The following is a 25,602-nucleotide window of genomic DNA, read 5'->3' as shown; positions in this document are numbered from 1 at the left end:
CATGAGCATCAGAGCTGAAGAAATTAGCGCACTGATAAAGCAACAAATCGAGAACTATCAGTCTGAAATCGAAGTTAGTGATGTTGGTACAGTTATCCAAGTTGGTGACGGTATTGCGCGTGCTCATGGTCTTGATAACGTTATGGCTGGTGAACTTGTAGAGTTCTCTAACGGCGTTATGGGACTAGCACAAAACTTAGAGGAAAACAACGTAGGTATCATTATTTTAGGACCTTACACAGAAATTCGTGAAGGTGACGAAGTTCGTCGTACTGGTCGCATCATGCAAGTACCAGTAGGAAAAGAACTAATCGGTCGTGTTGTAAACCCATTAGGTCAACCAGTTGATGGTTTAGGCCCAATCAATACAACAAACACTCGTCCAATCGAAAGTCCAGCACCAGGTGTAATGGATCGTAAATCTGTTCATGAGCCACTTCAAACAGGTATTAAAGCGATCGATGCTCTTGTACCAATTGGCCGTGGTCAACGTGAGTTAATCATTGGTGACCGTCAAACAGGTAAAACAGCAGTTGCACTTGATACAATCATTAACCAAAAAGATGAAGATATGATTTGTATCTATGTAGCTATCGGACAAAAAGAATCAACTGTACGTAACGTAGTAGAAACACTACGTAAGCACGGTGCATTAGATTACACAATCGTTGTAACTGCATCAGCTTCTCAACCAGCTCCATTATTATACTTAGCTGCTTATGCTGGTGTAACAATGGGTGAAGAGTTCATGTACAATGGTAAACACGTATTAGTAGTATATGATGACTTATCAAAACAAGCAGCGGCTTACCGTGAGCTTTCATTACTATTACGTCGTCCTCCAGGTCGTGAAGCATATCCAGGGGATGTATTCTACTTACATTCTCGCTTATTAGAGCGTGCAGCAAAATTAAGTGATGCAAGAGGCGGCGGTTCTTTAACTGCACTACCTTTCATCGAAACACAAGCAGGGGACGTATCAGCTTACATCCCAACAAACGTAATTTCTATTACGGACGGACAAATCTTCTTACAATCTGACCTATTCTTCTCTGGCGTACGTCCAGCGATCGATGCGGGTACTTCTGTATCTCGTGTAGGTGGATCTGCTCAGATTAAAGCAATGAGTAAAGTATCAGGTACACTTCGTCTTGACCTTGCATCTTACCGTGAGTTAGAAGCGTTCGCTCAGTTCGGTTCTGATCTTGATAAAGCAACTCAAGCGAAACTAAACCGTGGTGCTCGTACTGTTGAGGTATTAAAACAAGGATTACACAAACCATTACGTGTAGAGAAACAAGTTATCATTCTTTACGCTTTAACACGTGGATTCCTAGATGATATCCCAGTAGTAGATATCACTCGTTTCGAAGAAGAATTCCATGCTTGGTTAGATTCTAATGCGACTGACTTATTAGAAGAAATCCGCACAACTAAGAAACTTGCGGATGACGACAAATTTGCAGCAGCTATTAATGGATTTAAAAAAGTATTCGTAGCTTCTGAATAATAATTGAAAGTGAAGTCGACTGTTCAGCCCCATCGGCTAAGGTTCTTTCCCACAAAAGGTGCTTTCTACCTTTTGGTGGGGAAGGTTCTTAGACGAAAGGGGCTAGGAGATGGAACTAGATAAATAAAAGCGGAAGCGGCTCGTCCTGAATGTGAGGGGGGTGGAGCTTCTGACGAAGAGGCGGTCTTTGCCTCGTAGGAAGAAGTGAAGCCACCGAACATTCAAGCCGCTGGAGCTAGATAATATATAAAAGGCATCTCAAGTTTTGAGATTGCTGACGGTTATGTAAAGGAAAAGAGTAGGTGCACCTATTCTTTTCCTTCAATCATGAGCAAGAATATCTTGCAACGTAGATTAGGAAGAGAATTCTTACTAATCGTGCCAACTTCCGGAAAAAAGGTGGTGAAAACCTGTGGCATCTTTACGCGATATAAAAGCGAAGATTAACTCGACAAAGAAAACGAGTCAAATTACGAAAGCGATGGAGATGGTATCTGCATCTAAGTTAAACCGTGCAGAGCAAAATGCTAAATCTTTCGTTCCGTATATGGAAAAGATTCAAGAAGTAGTAGCGAGCATTGCGCAAGGAAGTAAAGGAATTAATCATCCAATGCTAAATGCGCGTCCTGTAAAGCGTACAGGGTACATCGTTATTACATCTGATCGCGGACTAGCAGGTGGTTATAACAGTAACGTATTACGTACAGTAAGTAACGTAATTCGTGAACGTCATAATATGGATTCAAACCAATATTCAATTATTGTGCTTGGCCGACTAGGACGTGATTATTTAAAACGTCGCGGCTTTAACATCATTGATGAGGTAGTTGGACTATCTGACCACCCATCATTTACTGATATTAAAGATCTTGCTTCTCGAGCAATTGCGATGTTTGCAGATGGTGCTTATGATGAGCTGTATATTTACTACAACCATTACGTAAGTAAAATTTCACAAGAAGTAACGGAAAATAAAATTTTACCGCTTACTGATGTGGCGTCTGACAAACCGACGACAGCTTATGAATTCGAACCTTCTGAAGAAGAAATTTTAAAAGTACTATTGCCACAATACGCAGAAAGCTTAGTGTACGGTGCATTACTAGATGGTAAAGCAAGTGAACACGCAGCGCGTATGACAGCAATGAAGAGTGCTACAGACAACGCAATGGAAGTTATCGATTCACTTACACTTTCATTCAACCGTGCGCGTCAGGCAGCGATTACGCAAGAAATTACGGAAATCGTTGGTGGAGCAGCAGCGTTAGAGTAGTAATAAAAAGCGTAGGCGGTTCGTCCAGAATGAGAGGGGGATGGAGCTTTTGACGTAGAGGCGATTTGTGCCTCGCAGGAAAAGGCGAAGCCACCGAACATTCTAACCGCCGGAGCTAGATTCAGTAAAAAGTGGAAGCGGCTCGTCCAGAACAAGAGGGTATTGGAGCTCCTGACGAAGAGGCGTAGTTTGCCTCGCAGGAAGGCGCGAAATGACCGACTGTTCTAGCCGCTGGAACTAGATTCAATAAAAAGCGTAGGCGGCTCTTTCAAAAGAGTCGCGTAAGCTATAAACCAATAAAAAATTAAAAGCTAACTGCTCGTAGAAAGTTGGCTAATTAAAAGAAAGCTAGGAGGGAACCCGATGAATAAAGGGCGCGTTACGCAAATCATGGGTCCGGTTGTAGACGTTAAGTTTGATGGCGGAAAGCTACCAGAAATCTACAACGCCCTTACGGTAAAACAAAGCAACGAAAACGGAGCAAGCATTAACTTAACATTTGAAGTTGCACTTCATTTAGGTGATGATACAGTTCGTACAGTTGCAATGTCTTCCACAGACGGACTTGTTCGTGGCACAGAAGTAGAAGATACTGGTAAAGCAATCTCTGTACCAGTTGGTGATGTAACACTTGGTCGCGTATTTAACGTATTAGGTGATGCAATTGACTTAGATGGTGAAGTTCCTGCGGATGTACGTCGTGATCCAATTCACCGTCAAGCACCTGCATTCGAAGAATTATCTACTAAAGTAGAAATTCTTGAAACTGGTATTAAAGTAGTAGACTTACTTGCTCCTTACATTAAGGGTGGTAAGATCGGTCTATTCGGTGGTGCCGGTGTAGGTAAAACTGTATTAATTCAGGAATTAATTAACAACATCGCACAAGAACACGGTGGTATCTCTGTATTCGCTGGTGTAGGTGAGCGTACTCGTGAGGGTAACGATTTATACCACGAAATGAGCGATTCTGGCGTAATTAAGAAAACTGCGATGGTATTCGGACAAATGAATGAGCCACCTGGAGCACGTCAACGTGTTGCATTAACAGGTTTAACAATGGCTGAACATTTCCGTGATGAGCAAGGACAAGACGTACTATTGTTCATCGATAATATCTTCCGTTTCACGCAAGCAGGTTCTGAAGTATCTGCCCTTCTTGGTCGTATGCCATCTGCGGTAGGTTACCAACCGACACTTGCAACAGAAATGGGTCAATTACAAGAGCGTATTACATCTACAAATAAAGGGTCTATTACGTCTATCCAAGCGGTATATGTACCAGCCGATGACTATACGGATCCAGCACCAGCTACAACATTCGCTCACTTAGATGCAACAACAAACTTAGAGCGTCGTTTAACACAAATGGGTATTTACCCAGCCGTAGATCCATTAGCATCTACATCTCGTGCACTTTCTCCAGAAATCGTAGGAGAAGAGCATTATGAAGTAGCTCGTCAAGTACAGCAAACTTTACAGCGTTATAAAGAGCTTCAAGATATCATCGCTATCTTAGGTATGGATGAGTTATCTGAAGAAGATAAGTTAGTTGTACATCGTGCTCGTCGTATTCAATTCTTCTTATCTCAAAACTTCCACGTAGCTGAGCAGTTTACAGGTCAAAAAGGTTCTTACGTACCTGTAAAAAATACAGTTAGCGGATTTAAAGAAATTCTAGAAGGAAAATATGATGACCTTCCAGAAGATGCATTCCGTCTTGTAGGTGGTATTGAAGAAGTTATTGAAAACGCGAAGAAAATGATGGCGTAAGGCCTTAGGAGGGACGAATTATGAAGACATTTCCAGTCAGTATTGTAACTCCTGATGGACCGGTTTACGAAAAAGAAGTAGAAATGGTAAGCGTAAAAGCAGAGAGTGGGGAAATGGGGATCTTACCAGGTCACATTCCAACTGTTGCACCATTAAAAATTAGTGCAGTTCGTCTGAAACATGGTGGACACACTGATTATGTAGCAGTAAGCGGTGGCTTTATCGAAGTTCGTCCAGATAAAGTAACTGTATTATCATCATCTGCTGAAGAAGCAAACCATATCGATATCCATCGTGCAAATGAAGCGAAGCGTCGCGCTGAGCAACGTATGCAAGATAAACAAGCACATGTTGACTTTAGACGTGCAGAAATGGCATTACAACGTGCTGTGAACCGTTTAAACGTTTCCGACATGAAATAAAAAATCCGTAAAGGCTTTGCCTTTACGGATTTTTTTGTGTAGTTCATGGATAATTTTACAAAAATGGTATAATTATATTGATGCTTGTATAAGTAGAGAATGTACAACAATTTATAAAGGGGATGAAGAAATGATCGGTGAAATGAAACGAGAAGCGTTGCACTCTTTAAAGGGAAAATGGGGGCTAGGTGTTGGATCAACGATTTTATATTTTATTTTAAGTTATGTTGTTTCAATGGCTGCAATGCTTATAATGTTAATTCCAGGAATTATTATATTTTTCTTAGTTGTTAGCTTAACTGGATCAGTTGAAGAGGAAACGATGTCAATCGGAGCAGGTATTACATTTGGTATTTTTTATTGCATCATAATAATTTTGAGTAACGCATCGTATGGAATTACATCATACGGTTATACAAATGTATTTTTACAGATTAGTAAACGGGAAGGTGCTAAAGTAGATCACTTATTCGAAGGATTTCGTGGCTTTAAAAGAATGATGAAAACGATGTGGGCAATGCTTGCGATTTTATTATATACAGGTACATGGATTCCAATGTTGCTAGTAGCCTTATTCGCATTTTTCGGTGAAGAAGGAAATACGTCGTTTACTATCGCTTTCTTTGTACTATTAGCTATTTCAATCGTTGTTATGATTGTGATGTATTTTTCTTATGCGATGACGTACTATGTAATGATTGAAAATCCAGAGTATAGTGTGTCACGAGCAATGAAAGAAAGTAAGCATCTTATGAAGGGACATAAGTTAGATTTGTTTCTTTTATGGCTTAGTTTTATAGGATGGGGTATTTTAGCGATTCTTACACTCGGAATAGGATTTCTTTGGCTTAGTCCGTATATGAGTACAACGACAGCGCATTTTTATCGCTATCTTTCAAAAGATGAATTGTAGTAGGAACATGCTATACTAATAGAGTTATTACGTATAGGAGGAACAATATGATTAGTGATTTAAAAGGAGAAGCGCTAGATTCATTAGAAGGGAAATGGGGATTAGCTGTCGGGGCAACATTACTGATTTCGATTCTTATTTCAGCTTTTAGTTTTAGTATTGATTTCATTTTCTTTCAATTTTGGGATTGGAAAGAAGTAAATAACTCACTTTCAGTAGACGTTATTACAATATTGATGGTAGGTCCATTAACGCTAGGTGGTTATCATTTAGCACTACATATCATTCTTGAAAAAGAAGCGAGTATTGGGCATATATTCAGATGGTTTACAGAAGGAAGTAAGTTTATAAAGTCATTTTTATTATATATAGTAGTGAACATTTATATTTTCTTATGGTTTTTATTATTTATTATTCCAGGCATTATTAAATCATTTTCTTATGCGATGACGTACTTTATAATAAATGACCATCCTGAGTATTCCATAAATCAAGCTATTACAGAAAGTCGTCGTATGATGAATGGACATAAGATGGAGTATTTCATTTTATGTTTAAGCTTTATTGGTTGGTTTATATTAAGTTGTATTACGTTAGGGATTGGATTCCTATGGCTAATTCCATATTTTTATACGACGTCAGCAGCCTTTTATGAAGAAATTGCAGAGGAGTATTACGAGAAAACAATTCCGACACTATAAAAACACCCAGTATGAGCTATTGGTTCATACTGGGTGTTTTTTGTAGAAATTTTATAAATTGATGACTAGTAAGTGGTTTACTGAAATAGTAACCTTGCATATATTTACAGTTGTTCTTTTGTAGAAACTTAAGTTGTTTTTCTGTTTCAATTCCTTCAGCAACGACAGAGAGGTTTAAAGTATTTGCAAGGGAAAGGATAGTGGAAACGATAGCTCGTTCCTCAGGCCGATGATCGGCTAGTTGTGTAAATTCTCTCGGTACTTTTAACGTATCGATAGGGAAAATTGATAAATAAGCGAGAGAGGAATAGCCGGTACCGAAGTCATCAATGGACGTTTGAATACCATATTCCTTTAATTGTTTTAGTCTTGATAATGTTTCTTTTTCGTTGATCATTGCAATTCGTTCTGTTAGCTCAAGTGTTACATGCTTTGGATCGACTTTAATGTCTGTTAGTATTTGTGAAATGTTCTCGATTAAATAATCTTGCTGGAACTCCTTTGCTGATAAGTTCACACTTATTTTTAAATCTGTGTAGCCGAAAGTATGCCATATTTTTAACTGGCGACAAGATTCTTTTAATACCCAATGACCGAGTGGAATAACCTGCGGAGTCTCCTCTACAATTGGAATGAACTCACATGGTGGAATGTCACCTAGGAGTGGATGTTTCCAGCGTATTAATGCTTCAGCACCAATAACTTTTTTCGTCGTAATATCAATTTGTGGTTGATAAACGAGATAAAATTCTTCATTTACTAAAGCGAGTGGTAAATCTTTTTCAATTCGAGCTTTTCGTTCCATTTTTTTATACAATTCTTTCGTGTACAGAGAGCTACCATTTTTTCCTTTGTTTTTTGCTTCGTACATGGCCATATCAGCATGCTGTAAAATGGACAATGGATCTTCACCTGCTTCAGGATATATTGCAATCCCGATGCTCGGTGAGATTTGTAAATGTTGACTTTCAATTTCGAATGGTTCGTTCATGGCTGCTACAATCGTATCAGCCATTTTTTTTACATCGGGTCTTTTTTTATAATTTTCGATAAGGATTGTGAACTCATCCCCAGCTAGCCGGGCGAGTTTCATATTTGGTGTCGATAGTCTTTCTAGTCTTTTTGCTACGGCAATTAATAGAAGGTCTCCTACCCTATGACCGAGGGTATCGTTAATAACTTTAAAGCGGTCTAGGTCGAGAAACATAACAGCAAAAGGCCTTTTTGATATTTCGGATCGAGCAATTGCTTGTTCTACATATTGATGAAATGCACGGCGATTTGCAAGCTCTGTTAAAGTATCATGATATGCTAGAAAATTAATTTGTTCTTGTTGTTGTTTGCTTTCCGTAATATCTTTAATCATTAAATAAACACCAGAAATATGATCCTTTAAAAAGATAGGAACTGCTGTAACATGCAAGTAGTAAATATCCCTATTCTTATGATATGCCCGTACTTCTAAAGAAATAGATTTCCCCTTTTTTACCCGATGAAAGGCACTAATGATTTCTTCCAAATCTTCTTCATACATAAGTGAATAGTAAGGTTGATTTAATAATTCATTCGTTTGATAACCGAGCAAAGTAGTACCAGCGTTATTCACTTTGAGAAAATTACCGTACAAATCTAAGGTGAAGATTGGATCTGGATGATGCTCATATAAAGATTTAAACATCTGTTGGTTATGATATAGTTCATTTTTTTGTTCTACTAAATCTTCTGTACGTAGTTCAATTTGTTTTTCGAGTTCCGAGTTGAATTGCATTTGAGCTAGTAATAATATTTTATTTTGTTTTCGAACTAAACTATGGCGTATGAGAACGAAGGAGAAAGTTATGATCAGCCCGATTACTACAATAGGTGCAAAAACATATTCAACTAGTATAAAAACAATAAGCATTACTACAGAGATATAAGGTAATGACAATCTGATCGATTCCCCAAGTTTAGGTGTTAATAGTACTTGCTCTTGTCTTTCGGGTTCTTTTGTATGCAGAATACAGGCGATTGCTACTAGTACTAGAGTTACTTGATAGAGAGGAGTAACTGTAAACATAGAATACTCGGGTATAAAGTATTTGATATAAGCATAAATCGCATCTGTAGTAGCATATAAAATTAAAGCACTGCCAAGAAGCGCACCAACTTTTTTGGATAATAAGGATAATGGCTTGAATAACAGATTGATTCCTATGAGAAGAAAGAGCAAATCGGCCATTGGATAGGTAAGTTGAACAAATATGTCGATATAGGATGTTGAAGAAACGTGAATGGTGCGTTCAATAAGTAAGTAGTAACTTAAAGTGAATTGTGCTGTAACAATAATACAAATATCACATATCATAAAAAGCTTTTCTAATAAATCGCGGTTATAGATGATTTCATATAGAAACGCAAATGCAAAGCTAATTAAAAAAAGTAAGTAAAAAAAATCGGACGGATCAACGAATGTATAATAGTCCTTTAAAATTAAACGTTGATAGGCAACGACCATATCACCAATGAAATAAGAGAGAGTTCCAACAGATAAAATGGTCCAAAATAAACGAGGTAACCCTTCTTTCCTATTTGAAAAATAAAGTATATAACTACAAGCGATAATATCAATGAATAAGGTACTCATTCCAATTAATATTTGAAAAGGAAATGAGTATTCATATAGAAAAGGCATTGCCACGTAATGAATCGCTATAGATAACAATATAATGCTTATAAGAATACTTACATGTGTTTGTTTTTTCATTTATCTCACCCACGGTATATACATATAAATTCCTCTTTTTATTTTTTATTGTTTCTTGAAACATATATATAATTTCTATACTTATTTTACACAGGTATAGCGAGTTATAAAAATAGATTTTAATAATTCTCGTTTCGGTCCCCAATATATCGACATAGGAATTTGAAGTTTGCTATAATGATTAAAATAGTTGCATTATTTAGAAAAATTTAAAAATAATAATTACTGCAACTAGGACATATTGTTTACTAAGTGAACTTGTTCTTAATTCAGGGGGGAGGGTTTCACAATGGCAAGTGTATATGAAAATAGTTATATGATCGTTTTGATTTTCTTGCTATTAGGTATATTGCTGCCGGTAGTGGCTCTTACATTAGGAAAGATGCTGCGTCCAAACAAACCAAGTGCAGCGAAAGCGACGACGTATGAGAGTGGGATTGAGCCTTTTCATGATGCAAATATTCGGTTTCATGCTCGTTATTATATTTTTGCTTTATTGTTTGTCATCTTTGATGTAGAAACTTTATTTTTATATCCATGGGCTGTTGCATATGACAAGCTCGGTTTATTTGCACTGATTGAAATGCTCATCTTTGTTGTAATGTTGCTAGTTGGATTAGCGTATGCTTGGAAAAAGAAGGTGTTACAATGGTTATAAATTTTGAGGAATTACATCCAAATGAGCGGGCGGAATTAGAACGGAATATCTTTTTTTCTACATTGGAGCAGTTAAAAGGATGGGCACGAAGCAATTCTTTATGGCCGATGACATTCGGACTGGCATGCTGTGCAATTGAAATGATGGGAGTAGGTTCATCACATTACGATTTAGATCGATTTGGGTCATTTTTTCGGACATCGCCAAGGCAATCGGACGTTATGATTGTGTCGGGAACAGTAACGAAGAAGATGGCTCCTATTGTTCGGCGTTTATATGATCAAATGCCCGAACCAAAATGGGTTATTGCAATGGGATCTTGTGCGACAGCAGGTGGCCCATATGTAAATTCGTACGCTGTTGTGAAAGGTGTGGATCAAATTGTACCAGTTGATGTGTATATTCCTGGTTGCCCACCCAATCCTGCTGCTTTAATTTATGGAATTAATAAATTGAAAGAAAAAATTCGTTACGAGGCAAAGACGGGAAAGCAGGTGACGAATAAATGAGTGATCCAAATAAAAATCTAGAGGATTTGAAAAGAGAAGCGGCTAGGCATGCGAAAGAAGAGGCGAGAAAGCGTCTCGTTGCGAAACATGATGCGGAAATAAGTAAACTTGAGGAAGAAAATCGAGAAAAAGAGAAAGCGCTACCAAAAAATGATGATATAACTGTGGAAGAAACAAAACGACGTGCAGCAGCAGCCGCAAAAGCAAAAGCGGCAGCGTTAGCAAAGCAAAAAAAAGAAGGAACAGAAGAGGTAACGGAAGAAGAAAGGGCCAAAGCGAAGGCGAAGGCAGCCGCAGCCGCGAAAGCAAAAGTGGCAGCATTAGCGAAGCAAAAAAGAGAAGGAACCGAAGAAGTAACGGAAGAAGAAAAGGCCAAAGCGAAGGCAGCCGCAGCCGCGAAAGCAAAAGCGGCAGCATTAGCGAAGCAAAAAAGAGAAGGAACCGAAGAGGTAACGGAAGAAGAAAAGGCAAAAGCAAAGGCGAAGGCCGTGGCGGTAGCAAAGGCAAAAGCGGCGGCTTTAGCGAAGCAGAAGGCCTCGCAAGGTAATGAGGATTCAGAAGATGAAAAGGCGAAGGCAATTGCAGCAGCGAAGGCAAAAGCGGGAGCGGCAGCAAGGGCGAAGATAAGGGGCGCTGAAGGTAAAGCGGAAGAGGAGCCGAAGCAGGAAGAGCCATCCGTGAATCAGCCGTATTTAAATCAGTATGTTGAATTTATTAAGGGGGAAAAAGGCGAAGGTGCATTAGTAGATTCCTACATTAATAAACTTTCAAAAGACGTGCCAACTCTTGTTGTGGATCCCGCAAAATATTATGAAGTAATGGAGTTACTGCGATTTCATGAGGGACTTGCTTTTGATTATATGTCAGAGCTACATGCGACGGATTTTGTGACACATATGGAAGTGTATGTTCATTTATTTTCATATGGAAAGAAACAGTCAGTAGCGGTGAAGGTGAAGTTGGATAGGGAAGCACCAGAAGTAGAGTCGGTTGCAGCGCTTTGGAAAGGAGCGGACTGGCCAGAGCGAGAAGCGTATGATTTGCTCGGCATTGTATTTAAGGGGCATCCGAATTTATCACGTATTTTAATGCCTGATGATTGGATAGGGTATCCGCTTCGGAAAGATTATGAACCGTATGATGTGGAGGTGTAGCTTATGATCCGTACGGAAGAAATGCTTTTGAATGTAGGGCCTCAGCATCCGAGTACGCATGGTGTGTTCAGGCTTGTTATTAAGATTGACGGGGAAATTATTAAAGAAGCTACACCAGTTATTGGATATTTGCATCGCGGGACCGAAAAGATTGCCGAGAGCTTACAGTATACGCAAATTATCCCTTATACAGATCGAATGGACTATTTATCCGCCATGACGAATAATTACGTCATTTGCCATGCTGTAGAGACGATGATGGGGCTTGAAATCCCGGAGCGGGCTGAATACTTACGAGTACTTGCAATGGAGCTTGGAAGGATTGCGAGCCACCTCGTTTGGTGGGGGACAAATCTTCTTGATATAGGAGCGGTCAGCCCGTTTTTATACGCGTTTCGTGAACGAGAGATGATTATAAATTTATTAAACGAATTATGCGGTGCCCGTCTTACTTTTAACTATATGAGAGTCGGGGGTGTAAAGTGGGATGCGCCGGACGGTTGGATTGAAAAAGTGGAAGAGTTTGTTCCGTATATGCGAGAGCAATTGGCAGGTTATCATGATCTCGTTAGCGGTAATGAGATTTTCTTAAATCGCGTAAAAGGCGTTGGTATATATAGCGCGGAAGAAGCGATTTCGTATTCTTTAAGCGGAGCGAATTTGCGGTGTACTGGAGTAAACTGGGATCTTCGCAAGGATGAACCGTACTCCATTTATGATCGTTTTGATTTCGATATTCCTGTTGGGAGTGTGGGAGATGCTTGGGATCGTTACGTTTGCCGCATGCAAGAGATTGAGGAGTCATTAAAAATTGTTGAGCAAGCTGTCCAGCAGTTCCCGAAAGACGGAGCTGTGCTAGCGAAAGTGCCGAAAATCATTAAGGCGCCTAAAGGGGAAGCGTTCGTCCGTATAGAATCGCCGCGAGGAGAGATTGGTTGCTATATTGCTAGTGATGGAAAGAAAGAGCCGTACCGCTTGAAGTTTCGCAGGCCGTCTTTTTACAATCTGCAAATTTTACCGAAGTTATTGAAAGGTGAAAACATCGCCAATTTAATTACGATTTTAGGTGGAGTTGATATTGTACTTGGGGAGGTTGATGGCTAATGATTGAAACGCTCTTACAATCACCTTCAAGCTGGACGAATTTCTTCATTTTTTTCGGGTTAGCGGTGCTTCTACTATTTGCGGTCCTTGGCTTCGTTACATATGGTATTTTGGCAGAGCGGAAAGTGATGGGTTTTATGCAAGGGCGGATTGGCCCAAACCAAGTTGGGGGCCGATTCGGCTTACTGCAAACGGTAGCTGATGTTTTAAAACTATTACTGAAAGAAGATAGTATTCCGAAAGCGGCAGATAAACCGTTGTTTATATTAGCGCCTGTTATTGCATTCGCACCGGCATTTATGGTGCTTGCAGTCATCCCGTTTACTGATAAATTTCAGTTCGCGGATATTGGCGTAGGCTTACTGTATTACATTGCTGTTTCTGGCATTACGACGATTGGTGTCGTAACCGGGGGGTGGGCATCAAATAATAAATATTCCCTTTTAGGAGGGATGCGTGCGGCGGCGCAAATGATTTCTTATGAAATTCCGCTCGTAATGAGTGTAATTGGCGTCGTTTTGTTAGCTGGTAGCCTGAATTTAAATGAAATTGTAGCGGCGCAGGAGAATGTTTGGTACATTTTCGTGCAGCCAATCGGTTTCGTCGTTTTCTTAATCGCGGCGGTAGCAGAGTTAAATAGGACGCCGTTTGATTTACCAGAAGCAGAATCGGAACTTGTTTCTGGATATCATACGGAATACTCAGGGTTTCGATGGGCGTTTTTCATGCTTTCAGAGTACGTATATTTCTTCGGAATGGCATCTTTAATTACAGTGCTCTTTTTAGGCGGATGGAATCCAGTTATGTTCCTTGGATTCATCCCAGGAGCTGTATGGTTTGCTTTGAAATTTAGCAGTGTAGTCTTTCTATTAATTTGGTTCCGAGTTACGTTCCCGCGTATAAGAGGTGACCAGTTAATGGAGTTTGGCTGGAAAGTATTATTGCCAATTGCACTTGCGAATATTTTCTTAACGGCATTGATTAAGGAGTTATTCTTCTAATCTATGAGGGGGGTGCCAGTAAGAGATGAAAGGACTATTTAAAGGATTAAAATATACATTAAGCAATTTGAGTAAGAAGAAGGTGACTTACGATTATCCGAATCAACCGTTGCCGTTGCCAGACCGCTTTCGAGGCATTCAAAAGTTTTATCCAGAAAAGTGTATTGTTTGTAACCAATGCTCCAACATTTGTCCGACAGACTGTATTCAGTTAACAGGAAAAAAACATCCGGATCCTACGAAAAAAGGAAAAATTATCGACACGTATGATATTAATTTTGAAATTTGTATTCTGTGTGATTTATGTACAGAAGTTTGTCCGACAGAGGCGATTGTTATGACAAATAACTTTGAGCTCGCGGAATATTCACGTGATGATTTATTTAAAAATTTGCAGTGGCTTGACGAAAACGACGAAAACGTCAGGAGGGAGAATAAAGCATGAATGGCGAGTTTGTAGCATTCTTCATACTATCCTTGTCTGCAATTATCGGCGGTGTTCTTATGTTGAACTTAACGAAAGTCATGCATATGATGCTAGCTCTCGTTCTGACATTTCTTAGTATCGCAGGTTTGTACTTTCTTTTATCGGCCGAATTTATCGGAGTTGCACAAATTTTACTTTACTCCGGTGCGATTACAATTATTATGATTTTTGGCATTATGTTAACGCAACATAACGCAGAAAATGAATCGCGTCTTACTCTTCGAAAATGGATTATCTTCTTTGCGGTTGTAGCATTTGGGGCAGTTATGTATTTTGCTGTTAACAATATTGATTTTGCAAATGAAAGCACACAAGGAAGTTTACCTCTCCATGAAAAAAACACACTTCAAATCGGTACACTTCTCTATTCGAAATATATTATTCCATTTGAGTTAACCTCAGTCATTTTACTTGTAGCACTTGTTGGCGCGATTGTACTTGCGAAGAAGGATGAGAAAGAGGAGGATTCCAATGAGTAGCGTTCCAGCTTCTGCATATTTAACGCTTGCGATTATTTTGTTTTGCATCGGTTTGTTTGGAGCTTTAACGAAGCGAAATACAGTGATTGTATTAGTTTGTATTGAATTAATGCTTAACGCGGCCAATTTAAATTTAGTCGCGTTTAGTAAATTAGGTTTGTTCCCGAATTTAACAGGGCAAATTTTCTCTCTGTTTACGATGGCTGTAGCAGCAGCGGAGGCGGCGGTAGGACTCGCCATTTTAATTGCTTTGTATCGTAATCGTACGACGGTTCATGTAGATGAAATGGATACGCTCAAAGGATAACATTGTGACCGAAAAGGGGGAAGGAAACAATGATCGATTATGCATGGCTCATACCGCTTTTCCCGCTTGTTTCGTTTTTTTTATTACTTATATTCGGGAAGAAAATTAGAGAAGGAAGCAGTGTACTTAGTATTTTCCTCGTCTTTCTCTCCTTTATATTTGCGGTACTTGTATTAATAGAACGGTTTTCGAAAGTAGGATTGAAGCATAAGTGGGTATGGCTTAGAACGGGAGATATTGATATATCATTTGGCTTTGAAGTGACTGCATTAGGGGCTTTAATGCTGTTTATCGTTACACTTGTGAGTTTACTTGTACATGTGTATTCGAAAGGTTATATGAAAGGTGATGAAAGATTAACAACCTTCTATGCCTATTTAGGGCTCTTTACATTTGCAATGCTCGGGCTCGTTATATCACCGAATTTATTACAGCTTTATATATTTTGGGAGCTAGTCGGCCTTGGTTCATTTTTACTCATCGGTTTTTATTTCTTTAAAGAAGAAGCGAAGGCTGCTGCGAAAAAGGCTTTTATTATGACTCGTATTGGAGATGTCGGTTTATTTATTGGGATGATCTTAATTTTCTGGCATGCAGGTAGTTTTGAATATGACGCAATATTTAGGGCGATTCATACGGGGGATCTTACCCCTACGATGATTACAATAACAGCGATATTAATTTTTATCGGGGCGATGGGGAAGTCGGGTCAGTTCCCGCTTCATACGTGGTTACCAGATGCGATGGAAGGGCCGACTCCTGTTTCGGCACTTATTCATGCGGCGACGATGGTCGCAGCTGGCGTGTATTTAGTGGCGACGATGTTCCCACTATTTTCAGCAAGTGCGGTGGCGATGCAGACGGTGGCAATCGTTGGAGCTTTCACCGCAATCTTTGCGGCTTCTATCGGTCTTGTTCAAACGGATATAAAGAGAGTGCTTGCTTATTCTACAGTTAGCCAGCTAGGTTATATGATGCTCGCATTAGGATCTGCTGGTTATGTAGCTGGTGTTTTCCATTTAACGACACACGCTTTTTTTAAAGCGCTACTATTTTTGGCGGCAGGAAGTGTCATTCATGCAGTGCATACGCAAGACATTAATAAAATGGGCGGTTTACAGAAGAAGATGAAAGTAACGGGTGCACTATTTTTAATCGGTACACTTGCAATTAGTGGGGTGCCACTCCTTTCTGGTTTCTTTAGTAAAGATGAAATTTTAGCGGTGACTTGGATGAATGGCAATTACGTTTTATTCATATTAGCAGTAATTGCAGCATTTTTAACAGCATTCTACATGTTCCGGCTCTACTTCCTTGTTTTTACTGGGGAAGCAAAGACAAAGGAAGATGTGCATGAATCGCCCCGCATTATGACGTATCCGATGATCGTTCTCGGGGTCCTTGCAGTAGTGGCAGGTTATATAAATACACCGTGGTTTGGGACGTTTCTCGGGGATTGGCTTACGAAAGATGTAGCATTTAAAGCGCGAGAGGCACATGGACCAGTTTGGATTATGATTGTTGCGACGCTCGTTTCCTTGGCTGGGATTGCTCTCGCATATTTCATATATGGTAAGAAATCTATTTCTAGAGATTGGGCAGGTGGCGATGGAACACCTCTTTATAACCTTTTGAAAGAAAAATATTATGTGGATGAACTATACAATATGACGGTGATCCCTATTACGAAGGGAATCGCCCATGTGCTTCGCTTATTTGAGGCGTATGTAGTCGAAGGAATTGCCGTTTTAATAGGGAGTCTAATTAAAGGGCTAAGCGGACTCGGTTCTAGACTCCAAAACGGAAATGTACAAGTGTACGGCACTGTAACAGCTGTTTCACTTGCATTACTCGTCATTATTTTGCTCTATACGGGAGGGGATTTACGATGAATGATTTGTTATTAACGTTCTTCATTTTTTCCCCGCTTTTAGGAATTCTCTTACTTGTATTAACGCCAAAAAAAGAATCGCGTACTGTGCGAGCGCTTGGTTTATTTGGGACGGCGCTTCCATTTGGAATCGCTATCGTCCTCGCTTGTACATATGCTTCTGGAAAGAGTTTGTCGCTATTCGATGAAAAAGTGAAATGGATTAAATTTGGGGATTTTGCAGCGGTGGATAAAAGATGGTTTTCCATTTATTACGAGCTCGGTATTGATGGTTTATCGCTCGTTATGATGGTGCTGACAGCTCTTCTAGCGATGCTTGCAGCAATTGCGGCATTTACTATTAAAAGAAACTTGAAAGCTTTTTATATGCTGCTACTCATGTTAGAAATAGGGATGCTCGGCGTCTTCGCTGCTCAAAATTTAATGTTGTTCTTTATCTTCTTTGAAATTACGTTGCCTCCAATGTTTTTATTAATTGGAAAGTGGGGGAAATTGTCGAGTGAAAAGGCTGCTTATAGTTATTTAATATATAACGGTATTGGCTCCGCTATTTTACTCATCGTTTTCTCAGTTTTATTTGCAAAAACAGGTACAACAAATATTACAGAGCTTAAAGAAATATTAACGAGTGTAGGTGCTGGGGGAGGAATGGCTGTCTCAAGTAGCTTACAGTTCGGATTGTTTCTTGCCATAATGATTGCTTTTGCGATTAAACTACCCGTTTTTCCGTTACATCGCTGGATGGTCAATGTGCATATTGAAGCGCATCCGGCTGTAGTTATGCTTCACGCGGGCGTTTTACTGAAGATTGGGGCATACGGTATGATTCGTTTCGGAAAGGGGCTATTCCCGGAATACTTTCGCGAGTTTGCAACGCTTATTGCGATTTTAGGAGTCATCAATTTATTGTACGGAGCCTTCTTAGCGCTCATTCAAACGGATTTTCGGAAGGTGCTTGCTTACTCTAGTATTTCGCATATGGGCATCGTATTAATGGGCCTTGCGGCGTTAAATGCACCAGGTATACAAGGGGCACTATTCCAAGTTGTCTCTCACGGTTTAATTGCGGCCTTACTCTTCTTCTTACTTGGCGTTATAGAACAGCGCTTTGGAACGTCGGACATTACAGCGCTTGGCGGACTCGCAAAAAGTGTCCCGGTACTTAGCGGATTCTTCTTAGCAGGAGGAATGGCATCGCTTGGATTGCCAGGAATGTCTGGATTTGTTAGCGAGTTTCTTGCCTTTCTCGGTTTATTCCAAGGGGAGCCAGTCATTGCTGCAGTCGGTGTACTTGGCATCATTTTAACCGCTGTATACGTATTAAGAGCAACGCTTCAAGTAACATTTGGTAAGAAAGAGTGGGAGGCGAAAGCTGATATACACGGTTGGGAGTATGTGCCTATATTGCTACTTATCTTCTGCATTATTGCAATTGGAGTAATGCCAGAAATACTAGGGGATCCGCTTCAAAATACATTGAAAACATTGGGGGTGAAGTAGGATGGATATGAATACGTTACTTAGCTTATCATGGCATCTCATGGTGCCAGAATTCATTATTCTCGGAGCAGCCATCCTTCTTTCCATATGTGATTTATTTTTTAAGCTGAACCATAGATATGTAGCGCTTAGTGCAATCGCAGCCGTCATATTAGCAATCGTGTCGTTAATCACGCTATACGGTGAACCGACAGGAGATATTTTAAATGGATCGTTTGTGTTAGATGGGTTTTCAAAAGGGTTTAAAACGTTGTTATTAGGCGGAGCGGCCCTCATCTTATGCACCGCCATGAGCGATGATAAGAAGAATCCAATTGAAGATAAGGGAGAATATTATTACTTATTTTTAATGGCACTTCTTGGGGCTATGTTTATGGCTTCTAGTATCGACTTCATTACACTTTTCGTCGGTTTAGAATTGCTTTCACTTTCTTCATATATTTTAGTAGGAATACGAAAAGGGAACCGTGCATCAAACGAAGCTGCCATGAAATATGTCATTAACGGAGGAATTGGAACGGCAATTACGCTCTTTGGAATGAGTTATTTATACGGTATTACAGGATCAACTAATATCGTGGATATGCAAAAAGTATTCGCAGGGGAGCTTGCTGGTGGTATTCAGTTATTGTTAGCTCTCGCATTTCTACTATTACTCGTTGGACTCTCGTTTAAAATTGCGACAGTGCCGTTTCATATGTGGGCACCAGATGTGTATGAGGGAGCGGCTACGCCTGTTACTGCTTTTCTCGGGACGATTTCTAAAATTGCTGGATTCTTACTCATTATTCGTCTGTTTCTCATGGTTTTTGCAAGTGTATCGGTACAAGGAGACGTGCAATCTTTATACGGACGTATGAGCATATACATTGCAGTACTAGCGAGTATTACGATGATTATTGGAAATGTAGTAGCGTTAAAGCAATATAACGTAAAACGCCTATTTGCCTATTCGGGAATCGCACATGCGGGGTATTTACTCGTTCCGCTTGTAGCATTATCACCATTTACGATGGATAGCATGTGGTTTTACATGCTTGCGTATATGCTTATGAATATAGGTGCATTTGCAATTATTCACGGCTTAATCTTACAAAGCGACAAAGAAAACATTACCATTTTCACCGGATTATATAAAAGGTCGCCATTTACAGCGATAGTGATGACGATTTTTATATTATCGTTGGCCGGAATACCAGGAACAGCTGGTTTCATCGGGAAAATTAACATCTTTTTAGGTGCACTGCATGTAGAGCCAGCTCATTACGTACTAGCTTCTATTATGATGGGGACGACAGTCATCTCATTTGTATATTATTTCCGTATTCTACAGCAAATGTTTTTCCGGACGGGAGAAGTGGAAGAGAAAATTCGTTTGCCATTGAATATAAAGGTTGTTATGAGCCTTTGTGCAATCTCGATTGTAATACTAGGGATTATGCCGATGATTGGATACAATTTCTTTTATGAATATTTTCCATTAATGAAGGATTTCTTCTTCTTAGGGAACGTGGTACAATAAGTGAAAATAAAAGGTGTGGAGTTGTTACTCTGCGCTTTTTATTTTGTGTGAATTACAATTGAAAATGCATGTAGGTATATGTTTTTTTTTGAGAGCAAATTACGATGTGAAATGTAAGATGCTTATTTGTATTTGAAAAAGTGTGGCTCCTACTTATCATGGTATCGTTTTTATAGTATTTCGTAAGTAGTAGCTGGGTAAAAAGGGGTCGATTTTTTGGCACATCTTTTAGGGCAACAAGCACTGATTGCCATTGTTTCGCATTTATTGTTTATTACCATTACGTGGTGGGCCTTACAAGGTGTTCACATTGAGCGTTTAATGAAGTCTGGAAAAGTGATGCAGACGCGAGTGTTACTCATCCTAATTACAATTGCAATTGGGACATCTGTAAGTAACTTTTTCCTTGATTATTTAGGCTATTCAAAGAGTTTAACGTATTTAGTAAAGTAACTGTATAGAACCTCATATCTCCGTTAACAATGGGGATAGGAGGGGATGAAATTGAAGCTTAAAGCCATTCTTATTGTTGTGATAAGTGTTGTTTTATTTTTGGTTGGATATAGAGAGATGAAACCGATCAGCGATGAACAGAAAATGGAGAGCATGATTGCAACTTTAGAGAAAAATGATGCTAAAGTAGAGAAGTGGTCATGGTTAGCGCGAGAAACAAAAACAATTTCTAATATACATACGTTTCAAAAGTTGTTAAACGATGTGAAGGACAAGGCGAATATTCAAAAGTGGGAATTAGAGCAATCTCCAGATGGATATAAAGCTACATCCTATAAAAAGTTTTCTTCTTATGAAGAACGAGTAGTAGTAACATGGAGTAAGGAAAATACTAAAGAAAACACTTTCATTATTTTTGAAGTAAGCGGGGCGAAATGGGACCCGAAGTACATTCAGAAAACAAATAAAATTTTTAGTGAAAAACCTATAATTTACACTTGTGTTCAAGGTGTACTGAATGATAAGATTGAAGGTGTTTTGCAAAATAAAACCAATCAGTTTTTGAAAGATCTTTCAGCAAGAGCGATCGAACAGATAGAAGAAAGAGCATTTGTGTCAGTCTCCGCATACAATAAAAAGTGGGATGACGCTCTTTCAACAAATAGAGAGAAAATAAATGTGCAAATAGCAATACGTTCTACAGACAACAAAGATACAATTGTGGTTGGCACACCGATCATAACTTCTGAGTATTGAGTGAATAGATACTGAAAAAAGGACACGGAGGGGAATAATTTGGAAAAGATCATCGTCCGTGGCGGAAAGCGGTTAAACGGCACAGTGCGTGTTGAGGGCGCAAAAAATGCTGTATTACCTATAATCGCTGCAGCCCTATTAGCGAGTGATGGAAAGAATGTACTATCTGAAGTACCAGTTTTGTCTGATGTATACACAATTAATGAGGTATTACGTCATTTAAATGCTGAAGTCGTATTTGAAAATAACCAAGTAACAATCGATGCTTCTAAAGAACTAAACATTGAAGCACCATTTGAATATGTACGTAAAATGCGTGCATCTGTTCAAGTAATGGGACCATTACTTGCACGTAACGGCCGTGCTCGTATTGCGCTTCCTGGTGGATGTGCAATTGGTTCACGTCCAATTGACCAACATTTAAAAGGCTTCGAAGCAATGGGAGCAAAAGTACAGGTTGGTAATGGTTTTGTTGAGGCATACGTTGAGGGAGAACTAAAAGGAGCTAAAATTTATTTAGACTTCCCAAGCGTGGGCGCGACAGAAAACATTATGTCTGCAGCTACATTAGCAAAAGGGACAACAATCCTTGAAAACGCAGCGAAAGAACCAGAAATCGTTGACTTAGCTAACTTCTTAAATGCGATGGGAGCGAAAGTACGCGGAGCTGGAACTGGAACGATTCGTATCGAAGGCGTTGATAAATTATATGGTGGAAACCACTCTATTATTCCTGACCGTATTGAAGCGGGAACATTCATGGTTGCAGCGGCAATTACTGGTGGAGACATCTTAATTGAAAATGCTGTACCTGAACATTTACGCTCAATTACAGCGAAAATGGAAGAAATGGGTGTTAAAGTTATTGAGGAAAATGAAGGTGTACGTGTTATCGGCCCAGATAAGTTAAAAGCGGTTGATATTAAAACTATGCCTCACCCAGGTTTCCCAACAGACATGCAATCACAAATGATGGCATTATTACTACAAGCTGATGGAACAAGTATGATTACAGAAACGGTATTCGAAAACCGCTTTATGCACGTTGAAGAATTCCGTCGTATGAATGCTGATATTAAAATCGAAGGTCGTTCTGTTATTATGAACGGTCCAAACAGCTTACAAGGTGCTGAAGTAGGCGCAACTGACTTACGTGCTGCTGCTGCATTAATCTTAGCTGGTTTAGTATCTGAAGGTTACACTCGTGTAACTGAGTTAAAGCATCTTGACCGTGGTTATGTAGATTTCCATAAGAAATTAGCTGCATTAGGTGCAACTATTGAACGTGTAAACGAAAAAGTAGAAGAAGTGAAAGAACAAGAAGTTTCTGATCTTCACGCTTAATTGAAATAGTCTCTACGTCTTTTGACGTAGGGACTATTTTTTTGGGTTATTACTGTTATAGTCAATAAATTCTATACTTATGCACGTACCAGTAAAAATATTTAGAAAATTTTCGGTTTAGCTACTTCCCCCTTAAGTATGTTCTAAAAGGAAGAGTTGTTCCATAAGAATGAATGGAGTAAAGCTTTTGGATATTGGGGGAAATAAGATGAAATTTTCAAAGCCACTTTTTATCACAGTAGCGCTTCTCATAGCGCTCGTTATCATTGTACCTGCTGCTCTTGTTATTCCGTTTGCGAAAGCAAAAGTAGGGGAAGAAGCAGCTTCTAAAACTCCTCCAGCAATAGAAAGTATACCAGCTCCAGGGAAAGTGGATACAGCGGTTCAAGTTGCTGTATATCGTGATCAGCAAAAGAAGGTAGATACATTACCTATGGAGGAGTATGTGACCGGTGTAGTAGCTTCTGAGATGAATGCCAGTTTTGAAATAGAGGCGCTAAAGGCGCAGGCATTAGCAGCGAGAACATTTGTGGTACAGCGTATGCTAAGCGGAGGAAAGAAAAACAATGCGGACGTGACAGATACGGTGAAAGATCAAGTGTACAAAAGTAAAGAAGAATTGAAGAAACAATGGGGTAATAACTACGAAAATAACTTGAAAAAAATCGAAGAAGCCGTTTCGAAAACCGCAGGACAAGTTTTAACGTATGATGGAAAACCAATCTCAGCATCCTTCTTCTCAACGAGTAATGGCCGGACAGAAAATGCGGCTGATTATTGGGGAAATGATTATCCGTACTTAAAGAGCGTAGATAGTCCGTGGGATCAAGCCTCTCCAAAATTTACGAGCGAGCAAACCTTTACAGTAGCTGACTTTCAAAAGCGTCTCGGTGTGAAGGTGTTGGCAGACGGGAAGGTTGGAAATATTAAAGATCTTACGGAAGGAAAGCGAGTAAAAGATGTAGCATTTCAAGGGAAAACATTAACCGGAAAAGAAGTTCGTGAAAAGTTAGATTTACGCTCTTCTGACTTCACGTGGAAACAAGATGGAGATAAAATCATTGTTACGACGAAAGGCTTCGGCCACGGCGTTGGTATGAGTCAATATGGAGCGAATGGCATGGCAGCGGAAGGTAAGAAATATACAGATATCGTTGCTCATTATTATAAGGGTGTCGAAATAAAGTCGATGAATGATTATGAAGGAAAGTTAATGGTGAAGAAGTAGAGGGAAAAGAGACCGTTCCAAGAGGTATGTTGGGACGGTTTTCTTTTGTTAGTGGATAGGTTAATAGATATATTAAAAAAATCGTCAATGTTCAGTGGTGACAGAACTCTGTTTAAAGGGCCCATGGATTGCTGGAAGCTATTATAAGGATGAACGTACAGAAGAATCAATGAAAGACGGTTGGCTCTATACAGGAGACATTGTCACGGTTGATTCGGAAGGATCTATTAAGATTGCTGATCGTACGAAAGATTTAATTAAAAGTGGAGGCGAATAGATTTCTTCCTTAGATTTAGAAAATGCTTTAATGTCACATGATAAAGTGTTAGAAGCATCTGTTGTGGCGGTGCCGCATGAAAAGTGGCAAGAACGTCCCGTTGCTTGCGTTGTACTAAAAGAGGGACAAGCAGTAGAAAGAGAAGATCTGTATACTTTACTAGAAGCAGATTTTCCAAAATGGTGGATGCTAGAAGATATTTTATTTGTAAACGAAATTCCGAAAACATCTGTAGGGAAATTCTTAAAGAAAGCGCTGCGTGATCAGCTCAAGACGTATATAGAGCAAAACTAGAGAAGAAGGCTATCCTTTCATTTGGATAGCCTTCTTTTTATGATACTTCATAAAATATCAAAAATTTCCATTAATTGTTTGGTATAATGTGATAAAAAGCATTCGGGGGAGACGAAATGGCACTACTGGAGTTAAAACAGTTAGGAAAGACGAATCAGTTACCGGCAGTTGAACTGAAGGTTGAGAAGGGACAATGCGTTGTTTTGCAATGTAATAACCATACAGCTAAAGTATTGCACCGCATCATTATTGGTGCGAAAGAAGCTTCAACTGGCAATGTACTATTTGAGGGCGAAGCAATTGGAAAGAAACATTATTCTCGCATCGGTTTTTGTTTTTTGAAAGATGAGGCATATGATCGTTTGAAGGTAAAGGAATACTTCAAGTTCTTAATAGGAATTTATGAGTCAAATATGAGTACGGAAGAAGTAGTACAATATGTCGGTCTCTTAGATAAGTTAAACGTTAAAATAGAAAAATTATCATTTTCAGAGAAACGTCGGCTGCATATTGGGCGAGTGATGATTCATAATCCAGATTTAGTTATTTTGGAAGAACCGGAGCAAAATGTAGATACAGAGAGTACGATTATTATTCGAAAAGCGATTATGGCAATGAAGGAGAAAGGAAAGGCGATTTTTATAACGTCATCCTTTCTATCGGACGCCCTTTCGTTAACAGAAGATGTATACATATTAAACAATGATGGTGTGAAGAAAATAGAAATCGAACAAGAAGAAATTGAAGAGGTGGATGAAGAAAAGGTTGTTCAAATGATTCCGCAAATGAAACTTGAAAGAATTCCAGCGAAAGTGAACGATAAAATCATTTTACTTGATCCGATGGAAATTCATTTTATTGAAACGCAAAACGGAGTGACACATATTCATGTGCGCGAAGGTGATTTCGTATGTGCATTAACATTAAGTGAATTAGAAACGAGATTAACAGGTTTTGGTTTCTTTAGATGTCATCGCTCGTACCTTGTGAATTTACAAAGAGTACGAGAAGTCATTACGTGGACTCGTAATAGCTTTAGTTTAATTTTGGATGACGAAAGAAAAAGTTCAATCCCGCTTTCAAAAGGACGAATGGATGAATTAAAAGGTGTGATTGGGCTATAAAAATTACTCCAATAAGCTCAAAATACGATTCATTCACCGGTAAAAATACTCCTTTTACCGGTATTTTACTGCGTAACCCTTTTGTTTTTCATATGATTGAGTCAAGAAAAGCGAAACAAACAAACGAAAAGCGCTAAAGCGACTTTCATCTATAAAAGAAAAAACAAAGGGGATGA

23 protein-coding genes and 1 pseudogene are annotated in these 25,602 nt (G+C 39.3%); 23 read left to right on the top strand and 1 reads right to left on the bottom strand.

Annotated elements, in window-relative coordinates:
* The first annotated feature begins 1 nt into the window (after position 1).
* The 6 genes from atpA (at position 2) to ABH961_RS18765 (ending at position 6,592) form a co-directional block, all read left to right on the top strand.
* Positions 2-1,510 carry a F0F1 ATP synthase subunit alpha gene (gene atpA / locus ABH961_RS18790; protein WP_000027511.1) on the top strand — a complete coding sequence of 503 codons (1,509 nt, stop codon included), beginning with the start codon at positions 2-4 and terminating at the stop codon, positions 1,508-1,510.
* Positions 1,511-1,922: 412 nt separating this feature from the next.
* Positions 1,923-2,783, top strand: a complete 861-nt coding sequence (atpG, locus tag ABH961_RS18785) for a F0F1 ATP synthase subunit gamma (RefSeq protein ID WP_000157696.1) — start codon at positions 1,923-1,925, stop codon at positions 2,781-2,783.
* Between the two features lie 363 nt (positions 2,784-3,146).
* Positions 3,147-4,556, top strand: a complete 1,410-nt coding sequence (gene atpD, locus ABH961_RS18780) for a F0F1 ATP synthase subunit beta (protein ID WP_048542681.1) — start codon at positions 3,147-3,149, stop codon at positions 4,554-4,556.
* Positions 4,557-4,576: 20 nt separating this feature from the next.
* Positions 4,577-4,978, top strand: coding sequence for a F0F1 ATP synthase subunit epsilon (atpC, locus tag ABH961_RS18775; protein ID WP_000847206.1), 402 nt, complete (start codon positions 4,577-4,579; stop codon positions 4,976-4,978).
* 130 nt (positions 4,979-5,108) lie between these two features.
* Positions 5,109-5,891: a DUF975 family protein gene (locus ABH961_RS18770; protein ID WP_000578786.1), complete on the top strand. Its 783-nt coding sequence runs from the start codon at positions 5,109-5,111 to the stop codon at positions 5,889-5,891.
* Between the two features lie 47 nt (positions 5,892-5,938).
* Positions 5,939-6,592 carry a DUF975 family protein gene (locus ABH961_RS18765; protein ID WP_098642296.1) on the top strand — a complete coding sequence of 218 codons (654 nt, stop codon included), beginning with the start codon at positions 5,939-5,941 and terminating at the stop codon, positions 6,590-6,592.
* Between the two features lie 16 nt (positions 6,593-6,608).
* Here the strand turns inward: ABH961_RS18765 and ABH961_RS18760 are convergent, their stop codons facing one another.
* The gene (locus ABH961_RS18760; RefSeq protein ID WP_098152816.1) at positions 6,609-9,338 is read right to left on the bottom strand and encodes a putative bifunctional diguanylate cyclase/phosphodiesterase; all 2,730 of its coding nucleotides are present in this window, start codon (positions 9,336-9,338) and stop codon (positions 6,609-6,611) included.
* A 289-nt stretch (positions 9,339-9,627) separates the two neighbouring features.
* On the opposite strand from ABH961_RS18760, the gene nuoA reads away from it, so the two are divergent.
* The 17 genes and pseudogenes from nuoA to ABH961_RS18675 all read left to right on the top strand — a co-directional run bounded on the left by nuoA (position 9,628) and on the right by ABH961_RS18675 (position 25,426).
* Positions 9,628-9,996, top strand: coding sequence for an NADH-quinone oxidoreductase subunit NuoA (gene nuoA / locus ABH961_RS18755; protein WP_000179270.1), 369 nt, complete (start codon positions 9,628-9,630; stop codon positions 9,994-9,996).
* On the top strand, positions 9,987-10,505 hold the full coding sequence (gene nuoB / locus ABH961_RS18750; protein WP_000236331.1) for an NADH-quinone oxidoreductase subunit NuoB: 519 nt from the start codon (positions 9,987-9,989) through the stop codon (positions 10,503-10,505). Before nuoA ends, nuoB begins: the two co-directional genes overlap by 10 nt.
* The gene (locus ABH961_RS18745; RefSeq protein WP_404519786.1) at positions 10,502-11,659 is read left to right on the top strand and encodes an NADH-quinone oxidoreductase subunit C; all 1,158 of its coding nucleotides are present in this window, start codon (positions 10,502-10,504) and stop codon (positions 11,657-11,659) included. The genes nuoB and ABH961_RS18745 overlap by 4 nt, the downstream gene beginning before the upstream one ends.
* Before the next feature lie 3 nt (positions 11,660-11,662).
* Positions 11,663-12,763, top strand: coding sequence for an NADH-quinone oxidoreductase subunit NuoD (gene nuoD / locus ABH961_RS18740; protein ID WP_000621434.1), 1,101 nt, complete (start codon positions 11,663-11,665; stop codon positions 12,761-12,763).
* Complete coding sequence (gene nuoH, locus ABH961_RS18735; RefSeq protein WP_000573437.1) at positions 12,763-13,764, top strand: NADH-quinone oxidoreductase subunit NuoH; 1,002 nt, start codon at positions 12,763-12,765, stop codon at positions 13,762-13,764. The genes nuoD and nuoH overlap by 1 nt, the downstream gene beginning before the upstream one ends.
* Positions 13,765-13,789: 25 nt before the next feature.
* Positions 13,790-14,209 carry an NADH-quinone oxidoreductase subunit NuoI gene (nuoI, locus tag ABH961_RS18730; RefSeq protein ID WP_048542674.1) on the top strand — a complete coding sequence of 140 codons (420 nt, stop codon included), beginning with the start codon at positions 13,790-13,792 and terminating at the stop codon, positions 14,207-14,209.
* Complete coding sequence (locus ABH961_RS18725; protein ID WP_048542672.1) at positions 14,206-14,730, top strand: NADH-quinone oxidoreductase subunit J; 525 nt, start codon at positions 14,206-14,208, stop codon at positions 14,728-14,730. Before nuoI ends, ABH961_RS18725 begins: the two co-directional genes overlap by 4 nt.
* Positions 14,723-15,037: an NADH-quinone oxidoreductase subunit NuoK gene (gene nuoK / locus ABH961_RS18720; protein ID WP_000100078.1), complete on the top strand. Its 315-nt coding sequence runs from the start codon at positions 14,723-14,725 to the stop codon at positions 15,035-15,037. The genes ABH961_RS18725 and nuoK overlap by 8 nt, the downstream gene beginning before the upstream one ends.
* Before the next feature lie 29 nt (positions 15,038-15,066).
* Positions 15,067-16,929, top strand: a complete 1,863-nt coding sequence (gene nuoL / locus ABH961_RS18715; RefSeq protein WP_098075931.1) for an NADH-quinone oxidoreductase subunit L — start codon at positions 15,067-15,069, stop codon at positions 16,927-16,929.
* Positions 16,926-18,428, top strand: coding sequence for an NADH-quinone oxidoreductase subunit M (locus ABH961_RS18710; RefSeq protein ID WP_046955515.1), 1,503 nt, complete (start codon positions 16,926-16,928; stop codon positions 18,426-18,428). Before nuoL ends, ABH961_RS18710 begins: the two co-directional genes overlap by 4 nt.
* A gap of 7 nt (positions 18,429-18,435) precedes the next feature.
* Complete coding sequence (gene nuoN, locus ABH961_RS18705) at positions 18,436-19,950, top strand: NADH-quinone oxidoreductase subunit NuoN (protein ID WP_368486097.1); 1,515 nt, start codon at positions 18,436-18,438, stop codon at positions 19,948-19,950.
* A 216-nt stretch (positions 19,951-20,166) separates the two neighbouring features.
* Complete coding sequence (locus ABH961_RS18700) at positions 20,167-20,403, top strand: DUF1146 family protein (RefSeq protein WP_000940744.1); 237 nt, start codon at positions 20,167-20,169, stop codon at positions 20,401-20,403.
* 51 nt (positions 20,404-20,454) lie between these two features.
* Entirely contained in the window at positions 20,455-21,159 is a 705-nt protein-coding gene (locus ABH961_RS18695; protein WP_371399382.1) for a YwmB family TATA-box binding protein, read from the top strand.
* Between the two features lie 39 nt (positions 21,160-21,198).
* Complete coding sequence (murA, locus tag ABH961_RS18690; RefSeq protein WP_000411269.1) at positions 21,199-22,503, top strand: UDP-N-acetylglucosamine 1-carboxyvinyltransferase; 1,305 nt, start codon at positions 21,199-21,201, stop codon at positions 22,501-22,503.
* A 208-nt stretch (positions 22,504-22,711) separates the two neighbouring features.
* On the top strand, positions 22,712-23,731 hold the full coding sequence (spoIID, locus tag ABH961_RS18685; RefSeq protein WP_098075933.1) for a stage II sporulation protein D: 1,020 nt from the start codon (positions 22,712-22,714) through the stop codon (positions 23,729-23,731).
* A 103-nt stretch (positions 23,732-23,834) separates the two neighbouring features.
* A pseudogene (locus ABH961_RS18680) lies at positions 23,835-24,302 on the top strand (AMP-binding enzyme); the annotation flags it as partial.
* A 116-nt stretch (positions 24,303-24,418) separates the two neighbouring features.
* Entirely contained in the window at positions 24,419-25,426 is a 1,008-nt protein-coding gene (locus tag ABH961_RS18675; protein ID WP_048542663.1) for a LytTR family transcriptional regulator DNA-binding domain-containing protein, read from the top strand.
* Positions 25,427-25,602 lie beyond the last annotated feature (176 nt).

The sequence above is a fragment of the Bacillus sp. RC251 genome (assembly GCF_044908765.1).
In the GTDB taxonomy this organism is placed as follows: Bacteria; Bacillota; Bacilli; order Bacillales; family Bacillaceae_G; genus Bacillus_A; species Bacillus_A wiedmannii.
The sequence above is the reverse complement of the archived record's forward strand: the minus strand, read 5'-3'. Positions and strand labels throughout refer to the sequence as shown.